Annotated in this window: 16 protein-coding genes; 9 read left to right on the top strand and 7 right to left on the bottom strand. The window is 53.4% G+C overall.

The window, feature by feature from the left end:
- Positions 1-59: 59 nt before the first annotated feature.
- A complete protein-coding gene (locus M6D89_RS12985) occupies positions 60-2,075 on the bottom strand; it encodes an acyltransferase family protein (protein WP_254722340.1) in 2,016 nt (671 codons plus the stop codon).
- 200 nt (positions 2,076-2,275) lie between these two features.
- A complete protein-coding gene (locus M6D89_RS12980) occupies positions 2,276-3,595 on the bottom strand; it encodes a nucleotide sugar dehydrogenase (RefSeq protein ID WP_253968508.1) in 1,320 nt (439 codons plus the stop codon).
- A gap of 442 nt (positions 3,596-4,037) precedes the next feature.
- On the opposite strand from M6D89_RS12980, the gene M6D89_RS12975 reads away from it, so the two are divergent.
- From M6D89_RS12975 to M6D89_RS12960, 4 genes are all read left to right on the top strand, one after another.
- A complete protein-coding gene (locus tag M6D89_RS12975; RefSeq protein WP_253968507.1) occupies positions 4,038-4,289 on the top strand; it encodes a type II toxin-antitoxin system Phd/YefM family antitoxin in 252 nt (83 codons plus the stop codon).
- Positions 4,289-4,708, top strand: a complete 420-nt coding sequence (locus tag M6D89_RS12970; RefSeq protein WP_253968506.1) for a type II toxin-antitoxin system VapC family toxin — start codon at positions 4,289-4,291, stop codon at positions 4,706-4,708. The genes M6D89_RS12975 and M6D89_RS12970 overlap by 1 nt, the downstream gene beginning before the upstream one ends.
- A 472-nt stretch (positions 4,709-5,180) precedes the next feature.
- The gene (locus M6D89_RS12965; RefSeq protein ID WP_253968505.1) at positions 5,181-5,444 is read left to right on the top strand and encodes a BrnT family toxin; all 264 of its coding nucleotides are present in this window, start codon (positions 5,181-5,183) and stop codon (positions 5,442-5,444) included.
- The gene (locus tag M6D89_RS12960) at positions 5,428-5,676 is read left to right on the top strand and encodes a BrnA antitoxin family protein (RefSeq protein ID WP_253968504.1); all 249 of its coding nucleotides are present in this window, start codon (positions 5,428-5,430) and stop codon (positions 5,674-5,676) included. Before M6D89_RS12965 ends, M6D89_RS12960 begins: the two co-directional genes overlap by 17 nt.
- Before the next feature lie 340 nt (positions 5,677-6,016).
- Here the strand turns inward: M6D89_RS12960 and nadC are convergent, their stop codons facing one another.
- Entirely contained in the window at positions 6,017-6,880 is an 864-nt protein-coding gene (nadC, locus tag M6D89_RS12955) for a carboxylating nicotinate-nucleotide diphosphorylase (protein ID WP_253968503.1), read from the bottom strand.
- Between the two features lie 28 nt (positions 6,881-6,908).
- Here nadC and M6D89_RS12950 point away from each other — a divergent pair, with 28 nt between their 5' ends.
- From M6D89_RS12950 to M6D89_RS12930, 5 genes are all read left to right on the top strand, one after another.
- Positions 6,909-7,226 carry a hypothetical protein gene (locus M6D89_RS12950; RefSeq protein ID WP_253968502.1) on the top strand — a complete coding sequence of 106 codons (318 nt, stop codon included), beginning with the start codon at positions 6,909-6,911 and terminating at the stop codon, positions 7,224-7,226.
- 292 nt (positions 7,227-7,518) lie between these two features.
- Positions 7,519-9,822: a DUF1631 domain-containing protein gene (locus tag M6D89_RS12945; RefSeq protein WP_253968501.1), complete on the top strand. Its 2,304-nt coding sequence runs from the start codon at positions 7,519-7,521 to the stop codon at positions 9,820-9,822.
- Between the two features lie 641 nt (positions 9,823-10,463).
- Positions 10,464-11,018: a 1,6-anhydro-N-acetylmuramyl-L-alanine amidase AmpD gene (ampD, locus tag M6D89_RS12940; RefSeq protein WP_253968500.1), complete on the top strand. Its 555-nt coding sequence runs from the start codon at positions 10,464-10,466 to the stop codon at positions 11,016-11,018.
- A gap of 4 nt (positions 11,019-11,022) precedes the next feature.
- Positions 11,023-11,913 carry a regulatory signaling modulator protein AmpE gene (gene ampE / locus M6D89_RS12935; protein WP_253968499.1) on the top strand — a complete coding sequence of 297 codons (891 nt, stop codon included), beginning with the start codon at positions 11,023-11,025 and terminating at the stop codon, positions 11,911-11,913.
- A gap of 9 nt (positions 11,914-11,922) precedes the next feature.
- Positions 11,923-12,405, top strand: a complete 483-nt coding sequence (locus M6D89_RS12930) for a YajQ family cyclic di-GMP-binding protein (RefSeq protein WP_253968498.1) — start codon at positions 11,923-11,925, stop codon at positions 12,403-12,405.
- A gap of 39 nt (positions 12,406-12,444) precedes the next feature.
- Here the strand turns inward: M6D89_RS12930 and cysZ are convergent, their stop codons facing one another.
- From cysZ to gatA, 4 genes are read right to left on the bottom strand one after another with little or no spacing between them, the layout of a single operon-like run.
- Complete coding sequence (cysZ, locus tag M6D89_RS12925; RefSeq protein ID WP_253968497.1) at positions 12,445-13,212, bottom strand: sulfate transporter CysZ; 768 nt, start codon at positions 13,210-13,212, stop codon at positions 12,445-12,447.
- The gene (locus tag M6D89_RS12920) at positions 13,213-13,509 is read right to left on the bottom strand and encodes a PA4642 family protein (protein WP_253968496.1); all 297 of its coding nucleotides are present in this window, start codon (positions 13,507-13,509) and stop codon (positions 13,213-13,215) included.
- Positions 13,506-14,954 (bottom strand): Asp-tRNA(Asn)/Glu-tRNA(Gln) amidotransferase subunit GatB, encoded by a 1,449-nt coding sequence (gene gatB, locus M6D89_RS12915; RefSeq protein WP_253968495.1) that lies wholly within the window; start codon positions 14,952-14,954, stop codon positions 13,506-13,508. The genes M6D89_RS12920 and gatB overlap by 4 nt, the downstream gene beginning before the upstream one ends.
- A 12-nt stretch (positions 14,955-14,966) precedes the next feature.
- Positions 14,967-16,421: an Asp-tRNA(Asn)/Glu-tRNA(Gln) amidotransferase subunit GatA gene (gene gatA, locus M6D89_RS12910; RefSeq protein WP_253968494.1), complete on the bottom strand. Its 1,455-nt coding sequence runs from the start codon at positions 16,419-16,421 to the stop codon at positions 14,967-14,969.
- Positions 16,422-16,434 lie beyond the last annotated feature (13 nt).

Genomic DNA, 16,434 nt, shown 5'->3' with positions numbered 1-16,434 from the left:
GGAGGTTGCGGGTTATGATAAGAACCTTTGCTGGGGGCATGGCTATAAGTCTTTGGGGTTTACTCGGCGTACTGTTGAATACGCGGTGCTAGCTTGGATACTAGAGACCTAACAAATGTGTCCGACAGGTGTTGGTTGTCTCTGAACACTACTATACCATCTGCAGTGGTTGGTTGGCATAGCCCTTGTGGGCAAACAAGTGAGTTTAAGTCCAGAATACTAATCCCCTCGTGCTGTTCGGCTTCGGCCTGAAGTAAGCGGGATATTTTATCGGCTTTACTGGCTTCTATATGTGTTTGGCAGTCAATTATATCACCTGCTCGTTTGCTATTTTGCTCACGAAAGGCACAGGTTGGCCCGTCCGTTTTTAGCATGGGGGTGCCGGCTATTGTGACGATATTTGCGCCACTTTTAAGCATGTTAGTCCATATGCGGTTGCTTCCCTCGCGCCATTCGCGTTCGGTATAGCTGTAGTGTGAAGAGCTGCCCATGAAGATAGTATCTGGCGACCAAGATTTTATTGCACCTAAGAGGTTGTTTCGCCACTCTTCGCAAATGGTGTATTCACTTTTGATTATTTCATAATAGTAAGGCTCGTCTACCATTGGACACCCTGACTTGGTCAGAACGATGGTGCGCCACTCTTCCTTCTGAAAGCTTAGCGCGATAAGCGAGAACCACTGTGCTCCTATGCTGTCCCCAATAAGCATTACCGTGTTGGGGGCGTCTTGGTTCCCGTATAAGCAGGGCTGGAGTTTACTGCTGGCGTACCAAGAGTCGCAGGACTGCTCATAAATGGCAGGCCGGTCTTTTCGCCACTCGCTGGCAGTACTTGGGGTAGAGCTATTAACAGCTACGGCTTTAGAGGATTTCACTACTTCAATTTTGGCACTGAAGTGGCTAATAACCGCCAGCGCTGCAATAGCTGCCAATGCTGATGTTAAAGTAATAAGGGCATTAAATTTACTGAATTTTCCCTTCCAGAATGGAAGCTCAATGGCGCCATAGCTTGTGTGGGCGAGCAGTATGCTGATGAGAATTGCGGCCGCTATTGCTTTAGCGCTTAAGCCGCCAGCGATTATTTCTACAATTAACAGGACTGGCCAGTGCCATAGGTATAAGCTGTATGATCGGTTTCCAAACCATACAAGCGGTGCAAAAGAAAGTAGCGGTACGCCTTCGTTTCGTACACTAGCCGCTATTACTAACGCTGCCCCGACCGAGGGTAATATGGCTGCAAAACCCGGATAGGGCATGGCGGTATGAAACCAATAGGTTGAAATGCCTATGGCTATAAGCCCCGCAACTTGAGCGGCTGTAACGCTCGATACTGTGTTGCGCGAAAAGCAAATTTGAGCGCGTGTAGAGTCTGAGATAAAAAATACCAGCGCCCCAAGTGCAAACTGCCATATTCGGGAGGGCATTAGGTAGAATGCCGAGTTGGGCGAGTATTTAAGTAATATAAGGCTGAATGCAAAACCGGCAAGCACTATCAAGGCCAGCCCACCCGCCAAGCCGTTGCCAGAGGTTGTAACTGGGGCTGGGTTGTTTTGGGTGAGCTTCATTAACCCAAAAATAATCAAGGGCCAGATCAGGTAAAACTGTTCCTCTACTCCTAAAGACCAGGTGTGTAAGAAAAGGTCATTAGCAGCCAGGCCATCAAAGTAGCCGAGTTCTCTATAGGCAAAAAAGAAGTTTGAAAGCCAGGTGGCCGCGTAGGGCGCCGATGATATGCGCAGCTTTGCCTCTTCTGCAGGTAGCAAGTAAAAAAGCATTGCGATAGAGGCGATAATGACAATGGCGAGCGCCGGCAGTAATCTTTTTAAGCGGCGGCTGTAAAATCCTAACAGGTTAAAGCTTTTAAGGCCGTTGGCAGAGTATTGTTTGTAAAGGCCTGCAGAAATTAGATAACCGGATAGGACAAAAAAAATATCAACACCGATAAAACCGCCGGAAAACCCCGGTACCTTGGCGTGGTTTAATAGAACAATACCCACTGCAATGGCTCGTAGGCCCTGTAGGTTTTTGTTAAATCCTCCGCTGTCTGTGCTGGTACGAGGGGGCGAGTGGTTCATTTTTTTGGTTTTATAAAGTTTATTGTCCTATTAACTTGGTGGATAAATAAATCGTCCTGATCTATTTACCCTTCGCCCTAAAAATCAGGCGGCTTTGTGCGAAAACCCTGGATTTTTAGGGCTCGCATGAACCTTCGGCTCATGGAGTTGCGTCCCTGCACCGCCTTTTAATCCGGCATATGCTGCCACCGGGTTAATACCTAAGCGCGGACAGCGGTTTTGCCGCTAATTCGGTTGCGGGTGTCTACAATGATTTTGCTGCATTCTTGTAGCTGCGCATAATCAAAATCATCATGGTCGGTCGCCAACACCACACAATCGTACGACTGTATAGATTCTTCCGTTAATTCTACGCTTGTTAAGTCAAAGTGATAATCCCGCTTATTGGGAAAGCTCGGCACGTAGGGGTCGGAGTAATCAATAATCGCGCCTTTGTCTTGCAGTTGCTGCATTATTTCAACCGCGGGCGATTCGCGGGTGTCGTCTATGTTCTTTTTGTAGGCTAAGCCCAGTACCAATATGCGGCTGCCGTTTATGGCTTTTTTATGCTGGTTGAGCGCCTCGGCCACTTTGTTGACTACCCACTCGGGCATCTGGTGGTTTACCTCGCCTGCCAGCTCAATAAAGCGTGTATTGATGCCGAACTCTTTGGCCTTCCAGGTTAGGTAGAAGGGGTCAATGGGTATGCAGTGCCCGCCCAGGCCGGGGCCGGGGGTGTAGGGCACAAAGCCGAAGGGTTTGGTGGCGGCGGCCTGGATAACCTCGTGTATGTTTATGCCCATTTTGTCGGCGACAATTTTCATTTCGTTCACCAGGCCAATGTTGACTGCCCGGTGAATGTTTTCTAAAAGCTTGCTCATTTCCGCTACGCGGGTGTTGCTAACGGGCACCAGCGTGTTAATAGCATGTTGGTAAAGCCGTTCGCCCAACTTTAAACAGGTGGGGGTAATGCCGCCCAACACCTTAGGGATAGTGGCGGTGGAATAGTTGGGGTTGCCTGGGTCTTCGCGCTCGGGAGAGTAGACCAGGGCGCAGTTTTTGCCGGGGGTAAAGCCTTGCTGCTCCAGTCGGGGTTGCAGCAGCTCTTCAGTCGTGCCGGGCCAGGTGGTGCTTTCTAAACACAGTATTTGCCCCTCGCGAAAGTAAGGCAGTATGGAATCTACGGTGTTGGTCACAAACGATAAGTCTGGCTGGTGGTGCTGATCCAGCGGCGTGGGCACGCAGATTATTTGCGCGTCTACCTGGGCGCTTTGGCTAAAATCAGTCGTGGCGCTAAAACCATTGTTTAGCGCGGCGGTAATGTCGTTGCCGGTAATGCGCTTAATGTAGCTTTGGCCCGCGTTTAGTTGCTGGACTTTTTGCGGGTCGATATCAAAGCCGGTGACTTTTATGCCTACCTCGGCAAAACGCAGCGCCAGAGGCAAGCCCACGTAACCCAGCCCGTAAATGCCCACATGGCAGTCGCCCGCTTCCAGGCGTTGTTGCAGTTTATCAAGGGCGCTATTGTCGCTGGCAGGCATGGGTAACTCGTTGAGTTTTTTTAAGTTTTTGTCTGGTGTGCTGGCGGCAAGACGTGGTCGCCAGGGATTTTTAGATCATCGCAGAAGTTGGGGTGGTGGGCAAGTGATGTCGCGACAAGTCGCACTTTTTGTCTGGTTTCCCGATCGTGGTTGGGAATGACGTCTCGCGACAAGTCGCGCTTTTTGTCTGGTTTCCCGATCGCGGCCGGGAATGACGTCTCGAGACAAGTCACATTCTTTAGCTGGATTCCCGCATCCGCGGGAATGACGTTCCTTTGCGGGAATGACGTTCATCGCGGTGATGGGCGGCGGGGAGGTGCACCAGCCATATTTTTTGGTCATCCCATACGCCGATATGGGAGCCAGCGGTGGGGGTGTACTTTTGTTGACCCTCTTTAAAGTTTGTAGTAATGTTTCTACATTGTTTTGGGTTGGAGGTTTTATGTCGATTCTTACTGTTACCAGTCGTGAATTTAACCAACATGCGAGCGAGGCTAAACGTGCCGCAGCCAATGGTCCGGTTTTTATTACAACCCGCGGTAAGCCCGCCCATGTTTTGCTGACGTATGAGGAGTATCAGCGTTTAACTGGTGGCAGTCGCTCGGTAGCTGATTTGCTAGCGGCACCCGGTGCCGAGGATGTGGAGTTGCCCATTACCAAGGCGGGTGAGTCGGCTCGCAGCGCGGAGCTTTAATGCTTTTGCTAGACACGAACGTGGTGTCGGAGCTGCGTAAGGTCAAAAGTGGTAAAGCTGATACAAACGTCGCCCGCTGGGCGGAGGCGCTTGACCCGCTAAGTTTGTATTTGTCGGCCATTTCGGTTCAGGAGCTGGAAACGGGGGTGGGTTTGGTTGAGCGTCGCGATCAGGCGCAGGGTTCGATCTTGCGCGAATGGTTTGAGGCGCATGTTTTGCCGGTTTTTGAAGGCCGTATTCTGCCGGTTGACGTTCGGGTGGCGAAAGTGTGCGGCGGTATGCATGTACCAGACCCAAGGTCTATACGCGATTCGCTAATAGCCGCCACGGCTAAGGTGCATGGCATGGCGGTTGTTACCCGCAATGTTACTGATTTTTCCGGTGCTGGTATCGAGCTAGTGAATCCGTGGGCGGGGTAATCGAATGCGGTCGTTTTATGTTGCGGTAAACCGCACTCTTTGTCTGGTTTCCCGATCGTGGTCGGGAATGACGTCTTGCGGTAAACCGCACTCTTTGTCTGGTTTCCCGATCGTGGTCGGGAATGACGTCTTGCGGTAAACCGCACTCTTTGTCTGGTTTCCCGATCGTGGTCGGGAATGACGTCTTGCGGTAAACCGCACTTTTTGGCTGGGTTCCCACCTACGTGGGAATGACGTTCCTTTGCGGGAATGACGTTCATCGCGGTGATGGGGGCGGGGAAGGTGCACCGGCCATATTTTTTGGTCATCCCATACGCCGTATGGGGGCCAGCGTTGGGGGCTTCTATTTTGGGGTGGGCAGGCACGTGACGGAGGGGCTGTGTGCGGCTTTGGGGCTGGGCTTGATCGCACTTGAGGTAGATTGGCGGCGAGTGCACTGGAGTTTTAGGGTTTTTGTTACTACAATAAGTCTGTGAAAGTCGAATATGATGAAGCAAAGAACCAGCGGAATATTCAAGCGAGAGGTTTGAGCTTTGAATTAGTCGCTAACTTCGACTTTGAAGGGGCATTAGAGGTAGTGCAGACCGTAGAGGGTGAGAGACGTTATTTTGCACTTTGTGTTATTGGTCACCGCCTTCACGCCCTTGTTTACACATTGCGCGCAGATGCTGTCCGAGTAATTAGTTTGCGCAAAGCCAATCAACGTGAGGTGCGCCGTTATGAGCAAGTCAACTGATGTTACCGGGCCGGATGCCGAAAACCCTGAATGGACTGATGAGATGTTCGCTCGGGCCAGGCGTGGTACGGAGGCTGCGCGACGCTTGGGCCGCCCGAAATCTGAAAAGACTAAGCGTTCAACCACCCTGCGCCTGGATGAGGATGTTATTGAGTTTTTTAAGCGCGATGGCAAGGGCTGGCAAACCCGATTAAATAATGCGTTGCGCGAGTATGTTTCAGAGCATCGTTAACACGCTCGTTGGGCGCTGACTTGTGGTTTTCTCGCCTGGCGGGGGCGGGTGCGCTGTATCAATAATCGGTTTTTGAGCTCGCTAGGGTAAGCGGTTAGGGCACTTTTTAGCAAAGCGGCCAGCGGATGGATAAATGGATAGCGTGGGTTCAGTTTGTAGTTGCGTACCCTGCCTATAAGCTGACTGACGATGATGTAGTGGCAAGCCACGCTTTCTTTAGCTGGATTCCCGCATCCGCGGGAATGACGTTCATTGGAGGGAGGGGACGAATTAGAATGCTGTTCAGCGTTCAGCGTTCAGCGTTCAGCGTTCAGCGTTCAGCGTTCAGCGTTCAAACCCCTTACTCCACTATCCGCATAGACAAGTCCACGGCCCGGCAATGCTTGGTTAGTGCCCCCACGGAAATACGGCTGATATTTTTAAACAGTGCTTTTTGCGCGCTAATTTGGGCGATATCGACTCCGCCGGATAGCTCTAGCTGGGCGTTAATCTGGCGGCCCTCCAGATGCTGGTTAACTTCTGCCAAGTCCATTTCGTCCAGCATAATAATGTCGGCTTCGCTTGTCAGGGCCTGGTCTAATTCGTCTAGCGTTTCGACTTCCACTTCAACGGGTTTGCCGGGGGCGATGGTGCGAGCCTGTCGCACGGCTTGGGCGATGCCGCCTGCAGCGGCGATATGGTTTTCTTTGATTAAAAAAGCGTCAAACAAGCCGATGCGGTGGTTGTGGCAACCGCCGCAGGTTACCGCATATTTTTGCGCCAAGCGTAGGCCGGGTAGGGTTTTGCGGGTGTCCAGTATTTGGATTGGAAGGTCTTTGACTTGCTCGGCATAGTGGCTGGCGGTAGTGGCTATACCCGATAGTAGCTGGACAAAGTTAAGCGCGGTGCGTTCGCCGGTTAGAAGAGAGCGGGCGGGCCCGGATAGCTCGAATAGTGTTGAGTTGGCGGCGGCTTGTTCACCATCGTTAACGTGCCAAGTGATTGTCACCAGCGGGTCCAGCTGGTGGAAGGTTTCTTCAACCCAGGCTCGGCCGCAAAATATGCAGTCTTCGCGGGTAATAACGCGGGCCTTTGCAGTTTGTGAGGCGGGCACCAATTGCGCGGTAATGTCGCCGGTGCCCACGTCTTCGCTCAGGGCGTTGGCGACGTTTTGCGCGATGCTGTCCTGCAGGCCGGGTAGATTGGGTGCGTTTTGTTGGGTCATTACGGTGCCCTGTGGGTAAAAGGGGGTATTGTACGTTGTTGGTGCGCTAAAGCGCATCTTCTTGTCTGGTTTCCCGGTCGTGGCCGGGAATGACGTGGTTGGTGCGCTAAAGCGCATCTTCTTGTCTGGTTTCCCGATCGTGGCCGGGAATGACGTGGTTGGTGCGCTAAAGCGCATCTTCTTTTCTGGTTTCCCGATCGTGGCCGGGAATGACATTGTTGGTGCATTAAAGCGCATCTCCTTGTCTGGTTTCCCGATCGTGGTCGGGAGTGGCGTGGTTGGTGGGCTAAAGCGCATTTCTTTGTCTGGTTTCCATAGATGTAGTGGCAAGCCACACTCTCTTTAGCTGGATTCCCGCATCCGCGGGAATGACGTTCTTGCACGGAAATGACGTGAGGGCGGAATGATGGTGGTTGATCGTGACGGGAAGGTGGGAATAATGTTCTGTGTTAATTTTCGCGTCACTCTTATGCCTTTAAGTTATGCTTTTTTTGAAATCTTGCTTCCAAGGCATAAGGCGTACCACCTCTTATCAATTAGTGTGATATGTCGCGCATTGTGTAAATATTATCCGGCGCTGGCCGATACAGAGTTTTATACTAGAAACTGATGTATTTCCCTCTAACGGTTTAAGGCTTATGTCCAGTTCACGCATTGATGACCGCGAAAATGTCGTTCAGTTAAAGCCTGAGGCTAAGCGTTCAGCTGACGCCGCATTGGCGCGCATGCCGGCGGTTATGCATCAGCTGCGGGAAAAATCGCGTTCCTCACTGCAAGCGTTATTGAGCGGCCTGTTTGACCAGGCGGACGATGCTCTGTTTGAGTTGGCAGATAAAGCAACAAACAACCAAGAGCAGAATCTGTATTTCGACTCGATGCGGCAAGTGCGCTTGTGCCGAAAAAAGACCGAGGCGGAATTTTACGAGCAGTTGGATGTGGGGTTTGTACGTCTGCTGGAACCCGAGTTTGCTACCCCTGATACTAAAGACAAAGCCGAGGCGGACCCGGATAATTTGTCGCTGGTAGGCAACGACGAGCTTGAGGAAATGGTCGCGAGTGAGGCGATGGTTAATCGCGCTTGCGAGCAGTTTGCCGAATCGCTTCAGCACCTGGCGCTGCGAGTGGATCAGTTGGTGCCGGTCAAGGTGTATCTTAAAAACAATCCGGTGGGGCCCGAGCGCATTTGCGAGGGCTTTGTCAGTGCGGCCAGCCGCATAGAAATCGATGTTAAAGCGCGTTTAGTGCTTTATAAACTGTTTGATCGCTGCGTAATGGCGCAGTTGGGAGCTATGTACGAGCAGCTAAACCAGTTGCTGATAGACGCTAATATCTTGCCCTCGGTTCGTGGGGCCTCAAAAAACGTTAAGCAGCCTACGACTCGCCCTGCGCCCACTTCCCAGGCAAGTGAAAAATCATCCGTTAACGCCGACGCTATAGACGATAACGTTTTGGTGCAGCTGCGCGAGCTGTTGCAGGGGCAGGGCGGAGGCGCTAATGCCGGGCGCGGCGGCGAAGTGGTGAGTGTGTCATCTCAGGACGTGGTGGCTCTATTGTCGCTGGCGCAGCAAAACTCAGCTGCGAGTGAGCAAACCTTGCAAACGCCAGCGGATGTGAAGGCCTTGCTGGGCAATTTGATGGCGCGCAGCGGGGGCGCTGACAAGGCTATTAACCAGGTCGATGAAGATGTTATTAACCTGGTTAGCATGATGTTCGAGTTTATCCTTGAAGATCGCAACTTGGCTGCGCCCATGAAGGCGCTTTTGGCCCGCCTGCAAATCCCCATGATTAAGGTCGCCATCGCCGATAAGTCGTTTTTCGGTAAGGGCGGTCACCCCGCTCGCCGTTTGTTAAATGAGATGGCCAGCGCTGCGTTGGGCTGGCAAGATCCGGGCGAGGAAAAGCGCGTTAAAGACGCGTTGTATAAAAACGTAGACAACACCGTTAGCCGAGTTTTGGCAGAGTACCAAAAAGACATAACGGTGTTTGAAGTATTGCTGCAAGATTTCCGCGCTTTTCAGGAAAAGGAAAAGCGTCGCGCGCAAATACTTGAGCAGAGAACCATTGATGCCGAGGACGGTAAAGCCAAGTCGCAGCGCGCCCGCGCCGAAGTGGATTCCGCGCTGGCGGAAATTACCGCAGGTGCTGACGTGCCCCCGGCTGCCGCGCAGTTATTGGCGGCGGCTTGGTCCAATGTGCTGTTTATTACTTGTCTCAAAGAGGGCGCAGACAGTGAAACTTTTGAGGCACAGTTAAATACCGCGCGCGATCTGGTTTGGAGTACCACGACCGCCATGAACGCCGAAAATCGGCAAAAGTTGTTAAAGCTGGTGCCGCGTTTGTTATCGCGTTTGCGTAAAGGATTGGAAGATATTGCCTTTAACCCCTACCAAATGGGGCAAATGTTTAAAGCTCTGGAAAAGCTGCATTTGGATATATTGCGCGGAAATGCTCAGCCTGCGACTGAGGTAGAGGGTGCGCCGGCAAGTGAACCCGCGGCTCCCGCGACGAGCGTTTCGACTGCACCGCCCGTAGCTGAGACAAACACTGATATTGAACCGGCGGAGCAACAGACGGCGCCCGAACCCACCTTGGCAGAGCGAGCTTCGGCGGAGGCCATGCTTGAGCCGCTGGCGAATGAGTCTCAAACCGACGCCATTGATGCACAGCATTTAGCGTTGGTCTCCAATCTGACTCAGGGCTCATGGTTTGAAATTATTAGTAGCGGCGGCGATAAATACCGTTGTCGACTGGCCGCCGTCATCAAGCCCACCGGCAAATACATATTTGTGAACCGCACGGGTATGAAGGTAGCCGAACACACTCGCGAAGAGCTGGCCTACGCCCTGCGGGACGGCAAAATGTCACTGCTGGACGACGGCATGTTGTTCGATCGGGCCTTAGAGTCAGTCATTGGCAATTTGCGCCAGGCCCGGGGGAGTTGATCAGGGTAAACGTTTGCTGTCGAAGGTCTGACGTTAGACGTTTAATGCCGAGCAGAGAGCAGGCGGTGAACTTAAAACGACTGATGCAGGAGGTTTTGATGGTGTGAATCGCGCGCTCGTATCACATCCATAGTGCTACGATACTGCAGCACCCAGCACCCAGCACCCAGCACCCAGCACCCAGCACCCAGCACCCAGCACCCAGCACCCAGCACCCAGCACCCAGCACTCAGCACCCAGCACCCAGCACCCCGGAACCTGAGCCCATAACTCTCAATCTCCACACCTATATTTAGTCTCGTCATTCCCGACCCCGGTCGGGGATCTTGGGAACCTCTGATTAAGTCCTCAGCAGCCTCTGTAAGCCCCGAAGGGCGCGGCCAAAACGTCCATCCGCTGTGTTGCCTACACGGATGTAGGTAAGGGCCGTGAGCAGGACGCGGAAGGCTTGCACTTCTTGCCAAGGACTAAGGCCATTGCCTGCGAAGTGCGCCTTACGGAATGAACGTTTTGGACTCGCGCAGAGACCGCTGAGGACTTAATCAGAGGTTCCCAAGCTAAACAGCGCGACTTGTCGCACCATTCCCCCGCGGCTTACATCCGCTATACTGACGGCTGGTAATAACAAGGTAAGCGGTGCTTTGACTGAATTAACAATAAACAAGGGTTGGGTGACTCAGGCGCGCCATTGTCCGTCGCCCAATTATGGCGATAGGCCCGAGGCCTCGGATATCAGCCTGCTGGTGATTCACAACATTAGTCTGCCCCCAGGCGAGTATGGTAACGGCCATATAGAGCGATTTTTTACCAACTGCCTCGATTGCAAGGCTCACCCTTATTTTGCTGAAATTGCCCACCTGAAGGTGTCGTCCCATCTACTGATTTCTCGCACCGGCGAGTTGGTGCAGTTTGTTGGCCTGGATAAGCGGGCCTGGCATGCGGGGCGATCGCGCTTTGCCGGGCGTGAGGAGTGCAATGACTTTAGTATTGGGATTGAGCTAGAAGGTACCGACACTCAACCCTATACCGCGCATCAGTACCACGCTTTGCGGGGGTTAACAGACGCTATAATGCGCGAATACCCCGAGATTACACCAGCTCGTATTACCGGCCACAGCGATATAGCGCCGGGGCGCAAAACTGATCCGGGGCCGGCGTTTGAGTGGAGCCGCTATTTGGCCGCGTTAAAAGGATAGCTCAATGACTTTTTTAAGCGTTGTGATTGTGTTGCTTGTGGTGCAGTGGTGGGGGTCGGGCCGTCCGCTGCATAAAGATCGGTGGTTTTTAAGTTTGTGGCAGCGTCTGGATGGCCTGAAAAAGCTACCTGTCGCCCTGCGGTTGGGGTTGACCCTCGCCTTGCCTGTGCTGGGGCTAAGCCTTCTGTGGGGGGCTTTGCATCAGATATCAGCGGGCTTTTTGTTAATTTTGTGTGTCAACTGTTTGGTGCTCTTGTACAGTTTGGGGCGCGGCGATTTTTCCCAGCCGTTGCAGGCCTATACGGAAGCCGCCCATGCCGATCAGTCGGTGCGCGCGGTGCAGATTGTAGACGAGTCAAATCTGGACCCGGCGCTGCGCGCGGAGCCCCACCCCGACGATTGGCTCGATTTAAACCACGAAGCGTTGCGGGTGTTTGCCTACCGGGGCTTTGAGCGGATGTTTGCGGTATTATTCTGGTTTTTGCTGCTGGGCGCGCCGGCCGCACTGGCTTATCGTTTGCTGATTTTATTGTGGCAGCAATTATTGCAAAGCAATCACCCAGGCGCCCAGGGGCTGGGCAAAGTCATTACCTGGGTTGAGTGGCCCGCGGCCTGTTTGATGGGGTTGTCGTGGGCGCTGGTGGGTAATTTTGATGCCTGTGTTGCGCACTGGCGCCACGGTTGTTTGCACCCGTTTGAGACCACCCCGGTCTATTTGGCGCGAGTGCTGCGAGGCGCCTTGGGTGATAATGACGCCGCCGAGCCCGGCAGCACCCAGGCGGTTAAAATAGAGCCCGCATTCAGTCTGCAAATGATAGAGCAGATGCCGGGCATGTTCTCTCGCTCACTGCTGCTTTGGGTGGTGGTTGCGGCGGTTATTACATTAATTTTTTAAGGAGTAATCATGCCATCGTTTGATGTGGTGTCAGAAGTTGATAAGCACAATTTAACCAACGCGGTTGATCAGGCGGGCCGTGTGGTCAAGGGGCGCTACGACTTTAAAGGTGTAGAAGCCAGCTTTGATTTAAAAGAGTATCTGGTCACTATGACCGCTGAAGGCGATTTTCAGTTAAAGCAAATGCTGGATATCCTGCAGAGCGCGCTGATGAAAAACGGCATCGACATCGCTTGTCTGGACACCAAGCCACCGCGTCCCAGCGGCAAACTCACAGTGCAAGAAGTGGTGGTGCAAACCGGTATCGAGCAAGATTTGGCGAAAAAGATCGTGAAAATGATCAAAGAGCAAAAGCTAAAAGTTCAGGCGCAAATTCAGGGCGACCAGCTGCGAGTCACCGGTAAAAAGCGCGATGATTTACAGAGTGTCATCGCATTTTTAAAAGGCGCGGATATTGACCAGCCACTGCAGTTTAATAATTTTCGGGATTAATAATTTAATAGGTGGCGCTGAAGGCGCCGCCTTTGTTTTTCATCTGACATCCGATCTCAGACGTCCGACATCATTTTCCTCTCGCATCTCTTCAACCCAATAAACCGTCGCCCCCGCTACGGCGATTGGCATCACAAAAATATTCACAATGGGAATCATACTGCCTAGCATGACCAGGCCGCCAAAGCTGTAGCTGGTGAGCGGTGCGGCGCCGAGTTTTTTGCGCAGCTCCGGGAAGGGTGTCTGGTGGTTGTCGGCGGGGTAGTCCACGTACTGAACGGACATGCACCAGGCGGCCCAGAGGGTGGTTATGGCCAGCACAATCAGGTTTAAGCCGGGAATAAACCAGCTGATTATAACGACCAACAGAACCAGCAAGCCCCGGGTAAAAAAGTACCACAGCTTGACTAGCTCGCGCCCCAGAGTGCGGGGAATGAGTTGCGCCCAGGTTTCCTCGGGCAGGGGAATGCCAGTGAGTTTTGTCTCTATTTTTTCTGCTAAAAAACCGTAGAACGGAGCGGCGATTAAATTGGTGATAAGGTTAAAACTGTAGCCGTAAAACACCAGCAGTGCCAGGGCGAAAATAGCCCAGAGTACCCAGGCTAAAAACTCCAGCCAACCGGGTAGCCAGCCCATCAGCATGCTTAATACATCGCTGAATAAATTCACTAGCGCAATGGTGGTGAGGATAAAAACCACCACATTGGCCAGCAGCGGGACCACAATAAAGCGCCTGAGCCCCGGGGTGGTAATTAAATGTGCCCCGCGGCTCAGGTAGTCGAGCGCCTTGGCAGGATTGCCCCGCACTTATTTGGCTCCGGCTTGCTCCAGCGCGGCGATATAATCATCCGCGTGGCGATGGGTTTTGATGGTTTGCAAAATGGTTTTGCCTTCGGGGCCCTCGGCGTTTAGGTCGCGGCCCTGTTCGGTAAAGAACTTTACAAAAGTGGCAAAGTTTTCTTCGCGCATGCCCCGGTAGGCTTTTTCTAGCAGGTGGTAATCCTGATTGATGCCATCGGGGGCGGGGTAGTTAAAAAAGCTTTTAATGCGCTCGTCATCAAATACTTCGCCCAGTACTTTTTGCTTGTCTTTTTTCAGTGTCATTGTTCGTTTAGCTTCTTTAGTAGGATTTCGTTAACGGCCTGCGGGTTCGCCTGGCCTTTACTGGCTTTCATGATCTGGCCCACAAAAAAGCCCAGCATTTTGGGGCGTTTTTTCTCGTCGGCGTTTTTGTAGTTGTCCACTTGGGCCTGATTGTTGGCGATGACTTCATCCACCATTTTTTCAATGGCGCCGGTATCGGACACCTGCTTTAAGCCGCGCTTTTCAATAATGCTGTCCGGGTCGCCTTCGCCATTGGTCATGGCTTCAAACACCTGCTTGGCGATTTTGCCGGAAATGGTGCCGTCTTTGATACGGGCTATCAATTGTGCCAGGTGTTTGGCGCTTACCGGGCAGTCCGCCAGTTTTTGCTCGGACTTATTCAGGTAGGCGGCCAGGTCCACCATAACCCAGTTGGCGGCAAGCTTAGGCTCGCCCGAGGTTTTGGCAACGCTTTCAAAGTAATCCGCAGTGGCGCGCTCGGCGGTCAGCACGGTAGCGTCATAGCTGGACAACCCGTAATCGGAAACAAAGCGGTCACGCTTGGCGTCAGGCAGCTCGGGCAGTTTGCTTTTTATCTCGGCGATATAGTCATCGTCCAATATTACCGGCAGCAAGTCGGGGCAGGGGAAGTAGCGGTAGTCGTTAGCGACTTCCTTGCTGCGCATTGAGCGAGTTTCGTTTTTGTCTGCGTCGTACAGGCGAGTTTCCTGCACCACCTTGCCGCCGTCTTCGATCAAATCAATCTGGCGCTCAACTTCGACGTTAATGGCTTTTTCCACAAACTTAAACGAGTTGATGTTTTTGATTTCGCAGCGGGTGCCGTATTCCTCTTCACCTTTTAAGCGCACCGAGACATTGGCGTCGCAGCGCATAGAGCCCTGAGACATCTCGCCGTCGGAAATGCCCAGGTAGGTGATGATGGAGTGAATTTTTTTCAGGTAGGCCACCGCCTCTTCGGCCGAGCGCATGTCCGGCTCCGAGACGATTTCAATCAGCGGAGTGCCGGCGCGGTTTAAGTCGATACCGCTCATGCCCTGGTAGTCTTCGTGCAGGGATTTACCCGCGTCTTCTTCCAGGTGAGCGTGGTGCAGGCGGATGGATTTGGTCTCGCCGTTTTCCAGCTCAATGTCGATCACGCCTGGGCCCACAATAGGCTCTTCCAGTTGAGTGGTCTGGTAGCCTTTGGGCAGGTCGGGGTAAAAGTAGTTTTTGCGCTCGAAGACTGAACGCTTGCCGATTTCGGCGTTCATCGCCAGGCCGAACATCACTGCAAAGCGAAACGCCTGTTCGTTGGCCACCGGCAGGGTGCCGGGCATGGCCAGATCAATGGCGCAGGCCTGCGAGTTGGGGGCCGCGCCGAAAGCGGTGCTGGCGCCCGAGAATATTTTTGATTGGGTGGAAAGCTGTACGTGAATTTCCAGCCCGATAACCGTTTCCCATTCCATAGTGCTTACCTCTTACGCTGTTTCGGGGGCCAACTGCTGGTGAAAGTCAGTGGCGAGCTGGAATTGATGGGCGACATTGAGCAGCTTGCTCTCGGCAAAATAGTTGCCAATCAGCTGCAAGCCCACGGGCTTGTTGTCCACCATGCCGCAGGGTATCGACAGCCCGGGCAGGCCCGCCAGATTGGTGGCGATGGTGTAAATGTCTTCGAGGTACATGGCCACGGGGTCGTCTGACTTGGCGCCAAACTCAAACGCCGGTGAGGGCGAGGTGGGGCCGAGTACTACGTCAACCTGGTTAAAAGCGTCCACAAAGTCCTGTTTGATTAAGCGGCGCACTTGCTGGGCTTTGTTGTAGTAGGCGTCGTAATAACCCGCCGACAGGGCGTAGGTGCCCACAAGAATACGGCGTTTCACCTCGTCGCCAAAGCCTTCACCACGTGAGCGCTTGTACAGGTCGGCCAGATCTTTCGGATCGTCGCAGCGGTGGCCGTAGCGCACGCCGTCAAAACGTGACAGGTTGGCCGAGCACTCCGCCGGGGCAATCACATAATAAGCCGGTACCGCCAGATGAGTGTGGGGCAGGCTGATGGATTTGGTGGTCGCGCCCAAGGATTCGTAGACTTTAATCGCCGCCTGTACCCGCTCGGCGGTTTGCGGGTTTAAGCCCTCGCCGAAGTACTCTTCGGGGATGCCGATGGTCAGGCCTTGCAGGCTATCACCCAGCTTGGCGGTGTAATCCTCCAGTGGTTCATCCACGCAGGTGGAGTCTTTGGCATCGAAGCTCGCCATGGCGTTGAGCATAATGGCGGAGTCTTCGGCGGTGCGGGTGAGGGTGCCCGCTTGGTCCAGGCTGGAGGCGAAGGCAATCATGCCCCAGCGTGATACCCGCCCGTAGGTGGGCTTAAGGCCGGTCAGGTTGCACAGTGCCGCTGGCTGGCGAATCGAGCCGCCGGTGTCACTGGCGGTGGCCGCTGGTGCCAGTAGCGCTGCGACGGCGGCGGCCGAACCGCCCGAGGAACCGCCGGGGACACAGTTGGTGTTCCAGGGGTTTTTTACCGGACCGTAATAGCTGGTTTCGTTGGATGAGCCCATAGCGAACTCGTCCATATTGGTTTTGCCCAGCATGACCGCGCCCGCTTTTTGATAGTTCTCGACGATGGTGGCGTCGTAGGGGGCAATAAAATTGTCCAGCATTTTGCTGCCGCAGCTGGTGCGAATGCCGGTGGTGCAAAAAATATCTTTGTGGGCAATGGGAATGCCGCACAGGGGGTTGTCGTCACCGGCGGCCAGGCGCTGGTCGGCGGCCTCGGCCTGGGCCAGGGCGGCCTCTTCGGTGACGGTGATGTAGCTGTTGTAGGTGCCGTCGCGCTCTTTTATCCGCTGTAAATAGTGGCGGGTCAGCTCGACGCTGGAAAATTCTTTACTGCGCAGCCCCTCAATAAGCTGGGCAATGGTCTTGGTATGCATGAACCGTGTCCTT

Origin of the sequence: Gilvimarinus xylanilyticus (genome assembly GCF_024195295.1) — a bacterium.
In the GTDB taxonomy this organism is placed as follows: Bacteria; Pseudomonadota; Gammaproteobacteria; order Pseudomonadales; family Cellvibrionaceae; genus Gilvimarinus; species Gilvimarinus xylanilyticus.
Note: the sequence above shows the minus strand (reverse complement) of the source record. Positions and strands in the feature narration are given on the sequence as shown.

Coding starts and splice junctions, on each gene's coding strand:
- M6D89_RS12985 (WP_254722340.1), bottom strand. CDS start 2,075: ATGAACCACTCGCCCCCTCGTACCAGCACAGACAGCGGAGGATTTAAC.
- M6D89_RS12980 (WP_253968508.1), bottom strand. CDS start 3,595: ATGCCTGCCAGCGACAATAGCGCCCTTGATAAACTGCAACAACGCCTG.
- M6D89_RS12975 (WP_253968507.1), top strand. CDS start 4,038: ATGTCGATTCTTACTGTTACCAGTCGTGAATTTAACCAACATGCGAGC.
- M6D89_RS12970 (WP_253968506.1), top strand. CDS start 4,289: ATGCTTTTGCTAGACACGAACGTGGTGTCGGAGCTGCGTAAGGTCAAA.
- M6D89_RS12960 (WP_253968504.1), top strand. CDS start 5,428: ATGAGCAAGTCAACTGATGTTACCGGGCCGGATGCCGAAAACCCTGAA.
- nadC (WP_253968503.1), bottom strand. CDS start 6,880: ATGACCCAACAAAACGCACCCAATCTACCCGGCCTGCAGGACAGCATC.
- M6D89_RS12945 (WP_253968501.1), top strand. CDS start 7,519: ATGTCCAGTTCACGCATTGATGACCGCGAAAATGTCGTTCAGTTAAAG.
- ampE (WP_253968499.1), top strand. CDS start 11,023: ATGACTTTTTTAAGCGTTGTGATTGTGTTGCTTGTGGTGCAGTGGTGG.
- M6D89_RS12930 (WP_253968498.1), top strand. CDS start 11,923: ATGCCATCGTTTGATGTGGTGTCAGAAGTTGATAAGCACAATTTAACC.
- M6D89_RS12920 (WP_253968496.1), bottom strand. CDS start 13,509: ATGACACTGAAAAAAGACAAGCAAAAAGTACTGGGCGAAGTATTTGAT.
- gatB (WP_253968495.1), bottom strand. CDS start 14,954: ATGGAATGGGAAACGGTTATCGGGCTGGAAATTCACGTACAGCTTTCC.
- gatA (WP_253968494.1), bottom strand. CDS start 16,421: ATGCATACCAAGACCATTGCCCAGCTTATTGAGGGGCTGCGCAGTAAA.